This is a genomic window from Bacillus alkalicellulosilyticus (assembly GCF_002019795.1).
GTDB lineage: Bacteria > Bacillota > Bacilli > Bacillales > Bacillaceae_F > Bacillus_AO > Bacillus_AO alkalicellulosilyticum.
In genome coordinates, this window is the sequence record NZ_KV917381.1 from 2,654,845 (window position 1) to 2,669,643 (window position 14,799).

The 14,799-nt window shown below is 38.8% G+C and carries 9 protein-coding genes, 1 rRNA gene and 1 pseudogene; 1 reads left to right on the forward strand and 10 read right to left on the reverse strand.

What is annotated here, in order from left to right; all coding sequences use genetic code 11:
* Positions 1–476: 476 nt before the first annotated feature.
* The 8 genes and pseudogenes from BK585_RS13345 to tnpB form a co-directional block, all read right to left on the reverse strand.
* A 16S ribosomal RNA gene (locus BK585_RS13345) occupies positions 477–2,031 on the reverse strand.
* A gap of 434 nt (positions 2,032–2,465) precedes the next feature.
* Positions 2,466–4,859 carry a DUF3298 domain-containing protein gene (locus BK585_RS13350; RefSeq protein ID WP_078553917.1) on the reverse strand — a complete coding sequence of 798 codons (2,394 nt, stop codon included), beginning with the start codon at positions 4,857–4,859 and terminating at the stop codon, positions 2,466–2,468.
* Positions 4,819–5,340: a tetratricopeptide repeat protein gene (locus tag BK585_RS13355; protein WP_078553919.1), complete on the reverse strand. Its 522-nt coding sequence runs from the start codon at positions 5,338–5,340 to the stop codon at positions 4,819–4,821. The genes BK585_RS13350 and BK585_RS13355 overlap by 41 nt, the downstream gene beginning before the upstream one ends.
* Before the next feature lie 268 nt (positions 5,341–5,608).
* The gene (locus BK585_RS13360) at positions 5,609–6,082 is read right to left on the reverse strand and encodes a hypothetical protein (RefSeq protein ID WP_078553921.1); all 474 of its coding nucleotides are present in this window, start codon (positions 6,080–6,082) and stop codon (positions 5,609–5,611) included.
* Positions 6,075–6,995 carry a ParA family protein gene (locus BK585_RS13365; RefSeq protein WP_078553923.1) on the reverse strand — a complete coding sequence of 307 codons (921 nt, stop codon included), beginning with the start codon at positions 6,993–6,995 and terminating at the stop codon, positions 6,075–6,077. Before BK585_RS13365 ends, BK585_RS13360 begins: the two co-directional genes overlap by 8 nt.
* 230 nt (positions 6,996–7,225) lie before the next feature.
* Positions 7,226–7,894 (reverse strand): GNAT family N-acetyltransferase, encoded by a 669-nt coding sequence (locus BK585_RS13370; RefSeq protein ID WP_078553925.1) that lies wholly within the window; start codon positions 7,892–7,894, stop codon positions 7,226–7,228.
* Positions 7,895–7,912: 18 nt separating this feature from the next.
* A pseudogene (locus BK585_RS13375) lies at positions 7,913–8,701 on the reverse strand (carbon-nitrogen hydrolase family protein); the annotation flags it as partial.
* Between the two features lie 158 nt (positions 8,702–8,859).
* Positions 8,860–10,032 (reverse strand): IS200/IS605 family element RNA-guided endonuclease TnpB, encoded by a 1,173-nt coding sequence (gene tnpB, locus BK585_RS13380; RefSeq protein ID WP_078553929.1) that lies wholly within the window; start codon positions 10,030–10,032, stop codon positions 8,860–8,862.
* A 198-nt stretch (positions 10,033–10,230) separates the two neighbouring features.
* On the opposite strand from tnpB, the gene BK585_RS13385 reads away from it, so the two are divergent.
* Positions 10,231–11,154 (forward strand): RecB family exonuclease, encoded by a 924-nt coding sequence (locus BK585_RS13385; RefSeq protein WP_078553930.1) that lies wholly within the window; start codon positions 10,231–10,233, stop codon positions 11,152–11,154.
* A gap of 141 nt (positions 11,155–11,295) precedes the next feature.
* On the opposite strand, the gene BK585_RS13390 is transcribed toward BK585_RS13385, so the two are convergent.
* Positions 11,296–13,170 (reverse strand): zinc ribbon domain-containing protein, encoded by a 1,875-nt coding sequence (locus BK585_RS13390; protein WP_078553931.1) that lies wholly within the window; start codon positions 13,168–13,170, stop codon positions 11,296–11,298.
* Positions 13,171–13,248: 78 nt separating this feature from the next.
* Entirely contained in the window at positions 13,249–14,790 is a 1,542-nt protein-coding gene (locus tag BK585_RS13395) for a zinc ribbon domain-containing protein (RefSeq protein ID WP_078553932.1), read from the reverse strand.
* Positions 14,791–14,799: the final 9 nt, after the last annotated feature.

Consider the following 14,799-nt stretch of genomic DNA (forward strand, 5'->3'; position numbering starts at 1 on the left):
CGTCGGTTTCGCTTCTGCGGTGCTTGAGTACCCGTTAAACGTACACTCCGCTCCTCAAAGCTTCACTTCCTCGAACTCCTTGTTTCTAATCCATCTGTAATTAATTGTCAATCCATAGATTGACTTAAGACGTTGAAGAATTCTTGACTATCTCAGTTCTCTCTTCTCAACATCAATAGATGTTGATCCGGTAAAACTTCAATGCATTACTATCTAGTTTTCAAAGAACCATATTGAGAGATAACTCCCTCAAAACTGAACGAAGCTACTGACTTCAATTACATCATGTTTAGCTTCTTAGATTTTTCAACTTGCAGCTTTGCGACGAGGAAGCTTACTACGAAGCATTCCTTGTAGACGCAGGAGCAGAAAAGTTTAATCATAAGTTTTGAGCTCTCTCAAAACTGAACAGAAACAAAGCGCAAACTATAGTTCAAACACAAGGTTTGAACTTCGACTAGAGTATTACTCCATAGAAAGGAGGTGATCCAGCCGCACCTTCCGATACGGCTACCTTGTTACGACTTCACCCCAATCATCTGTCCCACCTTAGGCGGCTGGCTCTGACTAGCAGTTACCTCACCGACTTCGGGTGTTACAAACTCTCGTGGTGTGACGGGCGGTGTGTACAAGGCCCGGGAACGTATTCACCGCGGCATGCTGATCCGCGATTACTAGCAATTCCGGCTTCATGTAGGCGAGTTGCAGCCTACAATCCGAACTGAGAATGGTTTTATGGGATTCGCTCAACCTCGCGGTTTTGCAGCCCTTTGTACCATCCATTGTAGCACGTGTGTAGCCCAGGTCATAAGGGGCATGATGATTTGACGTCATCCCCACCTTCCTCCGGTTTGTCACCGGCAGTCACCTTAGAGTGCCCAACTGAATGCTGGCAACTAAGATCAAGGGTTGCGCTCGTTGCGGGACTTAACCCAACATCTCACGACACGAGCTGACGACAACCATGCACCACCTGTCACTTTGTCCCCCGAAGGGGAAAGCCCTATCTCTAGGGTGGTCAAAGGATGTCAAGACCTGGTAAGGTTCTTCGCGTTGCTTCGAATTAAACCACATGCTCCACTGCTTGTGCGGGCCCCCGTCAATTCCTTTGAGTTTCAGCCTTGCGGCCGTACTCCCCAGGCGGAGTGCTTACTGTGTTAACTTCGGCACTAAGGGCATCGAAACCCCTAACACCTAGCACTCATCGTTTACGGCGTGGACTACCAGGGTATCTAATCCTGTTTGCTCCCCACGCTTTCGCGCCTCAGCGTCAGTTACAGACCAGAGAGTCGCCTTCGCCACTGGTGTTCCTCCACATATCTACGCATTTCACCGCTACACGTGGAATTCCACTCTCCTCTTCTGCACTCAAGTCTCCCAGTTTCCAATGACCCTCCACGGTTGAGCCGTGGGCTTTCACATCAGACTTAAAAGACCGCCTGCGCGCGCTTTACGCCCAATAATTCCGGACAACGCTTGCCACCTACGTATTACCGCGGCTGCTGGCACGTAGTTAGCCGTGGCTTTCTGGTTAGGTACCGTCAAGGTGCCGACCTATTCGAACGGCACTTGTTCTTCCCTAACAACAGAACTTTACGACCCGAAGGCCTTCATCGTTCACGCGGCGTTGCTCCGTCAGACTTTCGTCCATTGCGGAAGATTCCCTACTGCTGCCTCCCGTAGGAGTCTGGGCCGTGTCTCAGTCCCAGTGTGGCCGATCACCCTCTCAGGTCGGCTACGCATCGTCGCCTTGGTAGGCCGTTACCCTACCAACTAGCTAATGCGCCGCGGGCCCATCCTGTAGTGATAGCCGGAGCCATCTTTTAATTTGAGGTCATGTGACCTCAAAGTTATCCGGTATTAGCACCGATTTCTCGGTGTTATCCCAGTCTACAGGGCAGGTTGCCCACGTGTTACTCACCCGTCCGCCGCTAACTGTTTAAAAGCAAGCTTTTAAACAGTCCGCTCGACTTGCATGTATTAGGCACGCCGCCAGCGTTCGTCCTGAGCCAGGATCAAACTCTCCATAAAAGTGAGTTGATTAAGCTCTTAAAAGTGTTGCTTTCGCAACTTTTTTGTCATTTTCCAATGACGGATTTGCCATTTTGCAATGGCAATGAGATATCATGTATCTCTTTCGCTTGGCTTTGTTCTGTTCAGTTTTCATAGAGCTATTTGTTCAAGTCGTTTTAGTGACAAGAATTTAATTATAACACCAATTCGACATTTTTCGCAACACCTATTTTTTGGTAATAATCAGTGTAACTTGCTATTTTGTCTTACCGCTTCAGAAGCGACAAAATCTATCTTACCACCATTACAAATACTCTACAATGACTAATTTTTGGTATTTCTAATATATATAATCCTGCACGCACCTACACTACTTTACCTAAAAGAAAAACTTTATAATCGTATAATGTAAAAAAAAGGAAATGCCGCAGCTTTTCCTTTTGTTACTTTTACTATTGATACGGAATGATAAACTCTGGGAATCCTTCTGCATAAGAAGTATATTCGTATAAACCAAAATAGATAACAATTCCTTGGTCTGTTATGTAGAACCCTGGGTCGCTTGTAAACCCCTCAAATTGATAAAACGAGGAAAGATTTCTTTGGGTGCTCTGACGTTTTATTTCAGAGTTTATTATTTCTCGATATTCTGAACCAAGCATATCTTCAAGGGAGATTTCTTTACCAGTTGAGATATCGATTACATAATTCTCACGATAATCGATAGGATGTGCTCCTCCTGCCCATTCACTAATTGTAAATAAAACACTAAGGGTATTATTCTCACTTAAAGTCACTTCATAGAACATGTTGAAGTCAAACATATCAATTCCACCATATTCATGAGCATCTTGTACCATTTCAACCGATGAGTTATAAAAACCCTCAGCTTTTTGTTTTACGTCTTTATTTACCTGTGTAAGTACTTTTCGATGGAGCGTTGATTTAAATTGCGGGTAATGTATTTTTACTTTTTCCGACTCAATAAGCTGATCAACGACCTGTACTTGTTTAACATGTGTAAAAGGAGTGTAGTGTTCATAGGTAGAATGATAAGCAAGAAAGGATTCAGTTAAAGCTCTGAGTTCATTTCCTTTGCTAATATAAACGACTTCATTAGCAACAGCTAGTGAAGCACTTGTAACTCCAAGTGATTCTCTCCACATTGTATATCCATGTGGTGCAATCATCCAATACGTATAAAACCCATTTTTATTCGTGAGAACGTGATATCCATGCTCACCTACGACAACTTGTTCAATCATTTGGTAATCCATATATCCCGTCGTCGAGGTTTCTTCTTCAGCTTCCCAAAAATAAAACTCCCAATTAGTATCTCTATCTTTTGAAATAGAAGCTAATGAAGGCTGAGTAAAACTCCCACCTTTGCTTAAAATTACGTCGTTGTTTTTCCCTTCATATATACCAACTGAATCATCTGTATCATACTCCCATAGTTTATCACCTTCGTTTGATAAGGCTGTAAGATTTTCATGGTCAGGAACTAGGACTAAATCGTTTATTGAAGTTAAATCTCCATACAACCCTCGACTTCCTTCTAATTCAAAAAGCTTGTCCCCATCAGGAGAAAAACCTAAAATTTTCGTAGGGTCTTCATACGAGATGAAAGAATAATTGGTAACGAAGATATTGCCGTTAGAAGCGATAGTAGGCCGACTAAATGGTCCATGTCCTTCATACGACCACTTTATGCTGCCGTCTTCGGGGTTAATAGCATACAGAGTTCCATCTTCGTATCTTCCCGCTCCCTCCATTTCATGAAATGTAGTAGCTGTATAAATGAGACCATCTTCTCCGAAAACAGGTGTACTGGGAAGGTCAACTTCAACGCTCCATTGTTCATTCCCTTCTAAATCTAGCGCTTGTAGATATCCAGTATACGAATCATCAACTACACCAACATACATGGTTTGTCCATCATCGGAAAATACCGGCTTCGAGATAACATTCAGATGTTCATTAATTTTTCTTCCACTGTTATCTAGAGTCATCATTGGAATAAACATTGATTCGTCTATCATCATATGATAATAATGATATTTCTCATCAAGGCTATCTGTAATGGCTAACCCTGAGTATCCATCATTTTCGTAGACCCATTTCTTCTCCCCAGTATCGGTCAAACGAGTAAATGTTGTATTCGCTTGGAAATCCTCATCCCAAAAATAGTCACCAGTAGTCTGTATCTCACCAATTGTCAATTCTCCACGCGTTGAAATACCAGCAAGAGTAATGTCAGTTTCAGATTGATATGTCCAGTGTAAGTAACCGAGTTCTTGCAAATATGAGTCATCATTTGAAAAATCGTATAATACCCAATATAATTCATCGAAAGAATGGAATTGTAACACCTCATCTCCAACTTCCAATGCTTTTTCGGTCTCACCAATTATTTTATAGTAATGTAACATTTCAGTTAACAATCTTACATCTGCTTTTTCAATTGAAATCTTTTTTATCATTTGCTCAGCGTCTTTTAGACTTCCATTAAGAGCATACATTAATGCGATACGCAGTCTCAAAAAGTCTTCTTCCACTTTATTTGCAAGTGGTTTTATTGCTTCTGACGCTAAAACATATCTACCATTCATGTAATGCCCATAGAAAGATAACATTATTCCAGCTTCATTTTTAGCATCTTCCTTAAGAAGGTTTTCACCATCCTCAATGATTGAATCATACCCAAGTTGAGCAGCGTACGTGAGAGAACCATACAAGGAAGCTTCATTAAAATCTTTCTCTAACCCTTTAATAATCGTCTCTATACCCTTTGATACCTCTTCCTTATATATATAAATTAGCCAAGGTCGAATGCACTTGAGCATTCGAAGGGTTTTCTTGTACCGCTTCTTCCATTATGTATGTTGCTTTTTCAAACTCTTCTTGGTCATAATACAACGTTAGTAACGCTTCATATGTTGTAATATCTGATTTATCTTCGGCTAGTAAAGCTGTCCATGTTTCCTCAGCCTGCGAATATTTCTTCTGTTCATAATAACGCGTTCCAAGTGTTCGTTTTAATTGTTGAATTTCTTTTACCTTTTCAATACCAAGTAATAAGACATCAACCGATTCTTCGTTTTTCCCTAGGGAAGCATAAGCACTAGAAAGCCCTATGTAAGCCAGTTCGATTTTCTCATCTTTTTGTAACACTTCATCATAAATAAAAATGGCTACCTCATACTCGCCCAACTGCAGATGTTGGTCTGCAGCTGCTAATTGTTCATTAACCCACTTGCTATTACAGGCCGATAGAGTAAAGGTAATAAGTAAAAATAGTACAACGGTGAAATACTGTTTCTTCAACTAAAATCCTCCCTTAGATGGTGTTAAGATGCGCGAAGCCTTTGTCTTCATTACGGTTTTCCAACGGAACTACATTGAAGACTATAATAAACTTCCCGTTAACACTAAAAATACTATTCTAGTATACAGATAATGATATATTTTTACTAGGACTTTATATCCAAAATCTACTTATAGGATAAAAAAAAACATAAAAATAAGAGGGCATTGAAATAGTAAAAACCAAACTTTTTCAGTGCCCTCTTAACATACTTGTTCCATTATTCAGTTATTCAACTTTCCTAAATGCTTTTCCACTGTGCCTCGCTCGGATATTTGCTTTTATAGAATCATAGAGTTTAGGTTTTGTTCCTTTTATTTCATATGATTTTTGTACAAGAATACAATAAAGCAGCTTTAAATCCAGAGCTGTTGCTTCCTTCAACAATTGCTCCTTTGACCTACTCTCCACAAAAGAAATAACTTGCTCTTTATTTTGAATGGTTTCATAGTCTAGTTTTGTACCTTTTATCGGTTCGAAGCTTTGCGACCATATCGTTTGGACAGCCTGGTCAAACGCGGTAATTTTTTGCTGAGCTTCTGCGTACATTACTTGCTGAACTGGAGTATTTTGCAGTTGTTGAATCGTTTCAATAGCATTGTCAACAGAGCGCAACTTTTTTTTCGGTAAATCTAACACTTCATACAGTTGTTTTAATTTTTGCAAATGTTCAATAACATCCATAAAAGTAGCGCTAGACATGAAATACCCCCCTATCTTGTTGAGTTTCTGTTAAACAAGAAAGAATTTCTACAGTCAAAAGGGAAAACTCTGGATTTTTCACTCCTTTTGCTGTATCACGAGCAATGGATTCTAAGTTTCTAATCTTAGATGATAGAATATGGTTACCTGGACTTTTTTCCGAAATCAACGTCTTTATCTTTTTTTCTTCTAAAGCACTTCTAAGGAGTTCAAATTCAACCTCGTAATTCACGATTGGGCGGTTCATCGTTTCGATAATTCCAATGAGTTTAGGTTCTGGTCCAAATAATGCTTGAGCAAGCATAGCTTGACTATGGTCCATACAATATTTTTGATAAATGGTTTCTACCGTTGAAATGTAATGAGCGACACCACGGACACTCATTGTTTGAATCACAGTTGGTATAATAAAATAATCAGAAAGCAAAAAGGCGCCTTGGGTAATAATCGTATTACTTGGAGGACAATCAAATAATATGTAGTCATATTCTTCGTCAATTTGAGTAGACTCAAAAAATTGTTGAAGGATGATGAGATCATCTAGGTCGCTATTTAAGTTCATCGCTAGTTGGTCTAATCCACCGTTACGGTAGTGTATATTTGATGGGATGAAATCAATATGTGTAGTAAGACGCTTAATTAAGAGTGTTGTATCAAAAGTTAGACGAACAGTAGGAAAATGTTTCGTTTGGCTCCAAATGTCATATATGTAGTTTAAGCTTTCTGGAGGGGATAAGTCAGACAGTAGGCGTTCCATTTTCGCTAGACAAATCTCACTTAGTGAGCACTGTGGATCTAGGTCAATTAGTAACACCTTTTTATTCTCCTCAGCCATATGTAATGCTAGTTGGTATATCGTCGTTGTTTTGCCGACTCCTCCTTTATAATTGCCAACAAATATTTTCTTTGCCATCCACTCACCCCTAGTTATCTTCTTATTACAACATATTTTCGTTTTACTAAAATATTCAAAGGGACAAGGTTGAATCTACACGATCATCCTAATTCAGAATATTCAATAAAAAAAGCCTGTGAAATCACAAAGCCACTGAAAAAGCAAAAATCGAGGGCACTGAAAAAGTTCGGTTTTTAACTTTTTCAGTGCCCTCTAAAAATCAACTTTTTCAGTGGCTTAATTTTTAATCAGAAGCTTTTAAAAGGATTCTTCCATTCCATTAGTACACCATAATGGTGAGATTCTTCATCTTCAAGATAATTCTCTACTAACGCAATTGGCATTCGTCCACAACGTAACAAAAATGAGATGACCGGGTCTTTCACTTCACCAGCAACAATCGCCTGCACATATTGCTGTGGGGTTAGTTGGTCGGCTAGTTTATGATACCCTGGCATTCGTCCACCACCTAACAGACGGTCTATACCAAGATATGTGACAACATCATACATGGAATACATAAGTAACTTTCCGATGTCCGCTTTTCGATAAGCTGGTTTTACACAAATATCTACTACATATAATGTATTCCCGTTAGCTTGATGATTCCGAATATAGCCATCATCAGTCATTATCGACCACGTATGACTCGGATGAGCAGGGTCAAAATCTACCAACAGTCCCGTCATCGAACCAACTAACTCTCCATCGACCTCAACACAAAGAGCGCCTTCAGGAAACCGTGTAATGTGGTTTGTGAGCTGTTCTTCATTCCACCATAACTCAGAGGGAAAAGGTGGAGGGAAGCTTTCTTGTTGTATTTGAATGAGTCCTTCAAAATCATCCTTTCGATAATTTCGAACGATTGCATGCTTCGGTTTCCCTTCATGAAAAACATACAGTTCTTTCTTATACATGATAGCTCCCCTTCCTTCTTACCCTATTAAGTCTCTTTTGTTCGTTATTTTTTCCCAATCTGGATATAAATCCGTACGGCGGTCGCGCCAAGTCGTTACAGAACCCGCTTCTCGTACTTCATATAACAATGATAAATCAAGGTCCGAGGTAATAATCATATCATTATTAATATCGCCTTCAATTAAAATTCCTTTTTGCGGGAACGGAACATCATTCGGAGTAATGACAGCGGCTTGACCATAGTTCATTCTCATGAAATCGACGGTAGGTAATGACCCAACAGTTCCCGTTGTCACAACATACACTTGATTTTCAATTGTACGTGCATGACATGAATAGCGAACGCGGTGGAAACCGTGAGAATCATCTGTACAAGATGGACAGAAAATAACGTCAGCCCCCATTGCTTTAGCCATGCGAACAATTTCAGGAAATTCAATGTCATAGCAAGTTAATACCGCAATGGTTCCTAATGCGGTATGAAATACTTGAAGATCTTCCCCTGGAGTAATGTTCCAATCTTCAACCTCTGTTGGTGTAATGTGTAGCTTTGATTGCACCCCAATTCTTCCATCTGGATAAAATAAGTGGGCCACATTATAAAGACCTCCTTGTTCTTCTATAACATGTGTACCTCCAATAATGTGCATTCCAGATTCTTGGGCTAATTTTGTAAATAAATTATGATATAATTCTGTATAGTTCGGCAAATGATTAATTGAGTTGCTATATTGGTCAATCGACATCAATTGTGTCGTGATAAATTCAGGAAATAATACAAAGTCTGATTTAAACTCTGCTGCTGATATTGCACGGCAGAAACTCGAATTTTCAAATGATTACCCCCTATATAAACTTTCATACAAATGGTATCCTATCTTGAACTACCCACCACTTACCTACTCTAGCGAGCTGTTTGAAGTGGGGGATTCCTAAGAACACCGGTGTACCCACCAGTTATGGATTAGGCTACCCCCGTCGCACCGACGGTTAGAAGCCTATTAGCTTCGTTTTTTAGATTGATTCCTGCGTTAATATCGCGGTCGTGATAGGCGCCACAAACACACGTCCATTCACGCAACCCTTGATCTTTAACGGCTTTATTTTTTGATCCGCAACTCGAACACAACTGAGAGCTAGGGAAGGTTTTACTCACTTCCACGACCGTCTTACCGTACCATTCAGCCTTGTACACTAACATCGTTTTGAATCGGTACCATGACACATCAGCGATAGATTTAGCGTTCTTCTTATTTTTCATAAGATTGGTTATTTGCAGACTCTCTATGCCGATAATATCGTGATTTTTGATAATATCCGTAGAGGTTTTATGCAAAAAGTCTGAACGCTTGTTTTCAATTTTTTCGTGAATTCGAGCCACTTTCATTCGTTGTTTGTTCCAATTATTAGAACCAGTTATTCGCCTTGAAAGGACTTGCTGGGCCTTTACTAATCTTTGTTCCAATACTTTAAAGTAACAGTTGTTTTTGTATTTTGTTCCATCTGAAAGAATAGCGAAGTGTGTTAACCCAAGATCCACTCCAGTGCTAGAGTTTGTTTTTGGAAGTTCGACTACTTCGGTTTCGGCTAAAACAGAGATAAAATACTTTCCACTAGGATTGCGTCTAATGGTTGCGTTAACAATCCGACCAGTTACTTCACGACTTTTGGCAAACCGAACAAGCCCAAGCTTCGGCAACTTAATGTGATTATCAAGGATTGCGATATTTCCATTCGTTTGTTTTGTGGCATAGGTCTGTACCTTGTTCTTTTTGCTTTTAAACTTGGGGGCTTTGTTTTGTTTTTTGTAATATCGTTGATAAGCATCAGCCAAATTTTCAACCGATTTTTGAAGCGAAATACTATCGACTTCTTTTAAAAAAGGATAGTGTTCTTTCAGCTGTCGAACTGCTTTTACCGACTCGTACCGATTGAAAAATTCGCCTTTCCAATGATTTGCCGATAGTTGACCGTTTTGCACCATTTCTTCGACAACATACCAGTAGCTATCTTTTTGCTTTTGCTTATTGAGGAAAAAATTGAACACAAATCGGGAGCAACCAATCGTCTTGTTAATGAGTTCTGCCTGTTTTTTCGTAGGGAAGATTCGAAACCTAAACGATTTTTTCACTACCACAGAATTCACCTCACATCACAGGAACGTTTGTTCTTATTATACCATATAAGTCTATCTTTAGGCTATCGCCAACCGCCATTCATCTCCCCCTTGTCGCGATTGAAGAGGGAGTCTTCTGTCGGAAAAAGATAAAAAGAAAAATTCGACTATCACAAAATACCGTAGTTTTTATTGCAAATACACATCTAAGGAGTTTTTATGTTTACTAAAAAAGCTTATCCCGAATTCTCTTGGTCTCATTCACGTCACAAAACCCTATTTGAATGCGCTAAAAAATACGGATTTCACTATTATTTTTCTCATAACGGATGGCTTAACGGTTCCTCAGACCAGGCCAAAGAAGCGTATCGCCTGAAAAAGATCACTAACTTACCGATTCACTTTGGAGAAATTGTTCATGATATCATTGAAAAGGTGATTCGTAATTTTATTAAAACAGGATTGATTCCAGAGGAAGAGCAATTAACAAAAGTAGTTCGACAAGGATTAAATCAAGCATTTATTGACTCGGTTCGCAATAAAGAGTTATGGTTCCAAAAACCAAGTCGTTATAAAATGCTTCATGAAATCTATTATTCTGGTAGTCTACAAGCACATGATAAACAAAGAATTGAAGAGCGACTAGAGGCTTGCTTAAAGCATTTTCTAGCGAGTGAAACGTTTACAGAGGTTACTACGAATAAAAACTTAACATTCATTGAAGCCGAACAATTTCACACAATGATGATTAACCAAGTGAAAGTCTACGTAGTGATGGATTTTTTATATCATGACCTAAAACGGGATAAGTGGATTATTGTTGATTGGAAGACGGGCAAAGAAAGTGCAGATGACCAAAAGCAGTTAGCTCTATATGCTTTATATGTAAAAGAAAATAGAAGAATCCCTTTAGAGCAAATTGAAATCCGAAATGAATATTTAGTGTCTGGAACATCCAAAACATATCAGGTTACTGAAGCCGATATTGAGGCACTTAGAAAACAAATAGAGCTTAGTGTTGTTGAAATGAATAAATATGTGATTGACGAAGACACGAATCAACCCGTCGAACTTTCTTTTTTCAAGAAAACCGAACATGAGAAAAAGTGTCAAAGCTGTAATTACAAACAGATATGTTTGTAAGATTTGATTTGACGAGAAAAACATAGAAGCTGGGACAGGGACATAACAATTTAGAACATTTGCACTGGCTTCACTCGCCACAAAGCCCGTTGTTTAGAGGGTGGAACAAAAGGTTCAGTACAACCTTTTGTCCACCCTCTTTTAATAATCTACACTGCTAAGCTCTGTCGTTTTTTCTAACTTATTGACTCGGAGTCCATCCGATGTTAACCGGACACGATATTCAGATTCAAAAGTCTTTAATAAGGCTGAACCACTTTCGTAATAAATGACATACGTTTCTTCTGTTGTCACATGAAAGAACTCATCATCAATATTTTCAACATCAGTCACAATTGTACTTATAAAGTCTTCATAAATTCCTCTAGATTCTAAGTAATCAATGTAATCTGACATTTCCTTTATATAGGCATCCGCTTTTGGATCAATGAAGTGTGACATCCTCGAAAAATCTCTGGCATTAATCGCATTCACAGCAGATGAAATATAAGAACTCATAAAGTATTCGAAATCCGCATGAGAAATTGAATTCGCTATTTCTTTTTTTAGATTTGATAACAGATTTTCAACTTCGCTTTCTTGGTCTTCCTTTTTAAATGTAAACACTTCTGTATTCTCAAATTCAGTACCATATCCACCTTCCATTGCTTCAACTACCCATTTTTTATTGGGGTGGTCATAGGTCAAATAATAATGGATATAATGTTTATTATATTGTGGAGTAGGGGTCTGGTCGATATAAAAGTAACTTTCTTCCCAATCTTCTGCAGTCGTTAATGTCATAAACCAACCGTCCTCGTTTTGTATTACTTTTACCGAGTCAAGGTCGACTATTCTTTCAGTAACATACCCAATATAATATTGGTCTGAGCTTCTCATCCAGTCTATTTCATCAATTATGGACTCTGAAAGAGAGGAAGATGCATGCTTTATCACTCTTTTATCTCTTTCTATCCTTGCTTTTCGGTAATCCGTGATAAAGCCATCAATTGTCTCATAAATCAAAGTCGATTGGTTGTCTGGTATTGTAAAAATAGGGTAGATTTCACTTCCATCAATAACAACGGGTTTACTTTTTATGACACCGAAAGGCGATTCCACTTCTAGGTGAAGTTCCATTGACTCATCAATTAAAACCGGACCAAAATACTCACCATAAGCCGATAACGTTAAGCCCGTCTCTTTCCCATTTAAGAAAACACTGGCATTTTCAATACTTGTTTCTATATATACCTCATCAAAATCAAACATGAGGTGATGAATACTTGAATAAAAAAGGTTTGTATCAATTTCTTTTTCTAAATTCAAAAATTCATTTTCTAATATTCCCTTTACTTTATAATTACCAGGTAAAAATTTACCTAAGGAAATGTATCCATCTTCTACTTTTTTACCAGCCACCTCATTGCCATCAAGAACAAAAGAAACGTCCGGATAATTTGTATATAGCTTAAGTTCTACAGGTTCAATTTGAAACTCGTAGTTATCAAACAGTAAAAATTTCTTTCCTTCTTTTTGTAGATTAATGAGATACGAGTATGCGACGTTGCTACCCATCGCCTCGATAAATCTTCCTTGCCCCCCAAGGTCGTAATGCTTTGATTGTTCGCGTAACGTAGCAAGTAGTTCTTCTTTTTCATAAGGATATTCTTGGAAGTAGGCGATTAAATCGCTCACATGTTGCTCTGTTACTTCAAGCTCTGGATCAGCAGATACTAAATACTTCTGCACCCCTTCGACATCTTCAGAGATAACCGCCTCTAAAAAGCTATTTAGTTTTTTATCTTTATCCGTTATGGCTTCGCCTACTTTATATGCACCAAAGAAAAGAAACAATACAGCCACAACTGAAGCGGCTATGATTTTCGTTTTTTTCGTTAAAGCTGGTAGACTTGGAAGATTTCCAGAAGCTGAAGAAGGTGATTTCGTTTTCCTCGCTTCTAGCTTCGCACCACAATTGTTACAAAACGTCGTTTCTTCGGGCACTTGAGTCCCACATTGGTTACAAAATCTCATCTGAATCACTCCTATCGTATCAATCATATAAAAAGGAAACTTATCACAAGATTGGCTGGACAAGTTTCCCTCAGTCGATTAGCTTGCTTGGTTATCGTATTCACTTGTAGCTGTTTTACTATTGGTAATCATCACACCTACATATGCTGCAGCAAAGGCTAGTATTGCCCCAATGAAAAAGGCTGAAAGCATGGAAAAGCCCAATGATAGATTAAATGCGTCAAACCCTCTTGTACTCATAGAGAATGCGGTCATTGAAGTTAGTAGTGCATTAATAACTCCAAAGACAATCGCATAAACACCTACTTCAACTAAAATATTTCCATTCGTCGTTTTTCGTAAGTAATTTCCAGCCCAAAGATGTAATACCACAGGTACGATAAACAGGTACCACAAACTTCCTCCAAACAATTCCTTAACAATCGAACGAAGCTCCATCGTAATTTCAGGGTCAGACGCTTTCGCCCCACCTAATATCGAATAGCTAGCATCAATCGTCTCATGCATTGCACGAGTTTCAAAATTCAATGAACTGAATTGTCCAAGGTTCCAAAAGTATCCACCAAACTGTGAAACAACAGCCGTTTTAAACGATGCTGGGATATCCTCTTCTTGAATTAGTTCATTAGAAGTCATAATACCTGTTGAAATCACGGCCATAATCACAATACCGATTATCGTGTTAACAAACGCTCTTTGAACAGAAATGCCAAACGTTGCATTTCCACCAACTTCTTTGGCATGTTGCGGCAGTTGAATCATAGTACCAATTGATGTAAACAGAAGACTGATAATAAACGCCTTAAAAAGAACATCAAAAAATGAATAATCCGCTGATACTGTGATGTCACCTAAAAATCCAGATGGGTCAGGAACACTGACTGAAATCCCCGCAAAAAGCCCGATGATTCCTATTATAACTGCATAAACAACGGAAATTGATAACGCTGCGAAAAAGCGGTCCATTAAACCGAGCTCTGGGTGCCTTTTATTATAAATAAATCCTGTTACGATTAAGGCTATCGCAGGTACAATTAAAAAGATAAAAAGTCCACCCTTAGTCGTAATGCCTACATTAAAGAACATCACATCTGCGGTGTACGTTAAGCTCGCCATATGACTAAGCATTAAAATATCTGTCATCGAAACAATTTTAATTTGGTCGATAATCCCTCCGAACATATCAGCCTCATACGAAGACATGTCAGCTAAAAACAAATCTCTCACTTGGTTATTAATAACAAGACTTGCAATAAAGGAAAGCACTAGTAATATGGCAAACGTGATGCCTGCATATTTAGCCGCCTGGATAAGCGTAGCCGGTTGAAAAATTCCAGAAATCCCTGAGATTTGTGTTGGTACTGGGACAGTCTTTTTTATATTCCCAAATTGTGGCGCTTCGCTTGAAGTTCTTTTCGTTGATTCTATTTTTTCAAGAGACTGCCCACAATTTGAACAATATAATGAACCCGGTTCATTTTTATGACTACAGTATGTACAAAATTTACTATTTACGTTGACTACTTGACTACCCGTGCTTGCTGGTTTTAATGGCATTCCGTCATTAATACAATATTGGGCATCTTCACTATTTTTTGTTCCACAATGTTTACAGTACAAATCGTCGCC

Coding starts and splice junctions, on each gene's coding strand:
- BK585_RS13385 (WP_078553930.1), top strand. CDS start 10,231: ATGTTTACTAAAAAAGCTTATCCCGAATTCTCTTGGTCTCATTCACGT.
- BK585_RS13390 (WP_078553931.1), bottom strand. CDS start 13,170: ATGAGATTTTGTAACCAATGTGGGACTCAAGTGCCCGAAGAAACGACG.
- BK585_RS13370 (WP_078553925.1), bottom strand. CDS start 7,894: ATGTATAAGAAAGAACTGTATGTTTTTCATGAAGGGAAACCGAAGCAT.
- BK585_RS13360 (WP_078553921.1), bottom strand. CDS start 6,082: ATGTCTAGCGCTACTTTTATGGATGTTATTGAACATTTGCAAAAATTA.
- BK585_RS13365 (WP_078553923.1), bottom strand. CDS start 6,995: ATGGCAAAGAAAATATTTGTTGGCAATTATAAAGGAGGAGTCGGCAAA.
- BK585_RS13350 (WP_078553917.1), bottom strand. CDS start 4,859: ATGCTCAAGTGCATTCGACCTTGGCTAATTTATATATATAAGGAAGAG.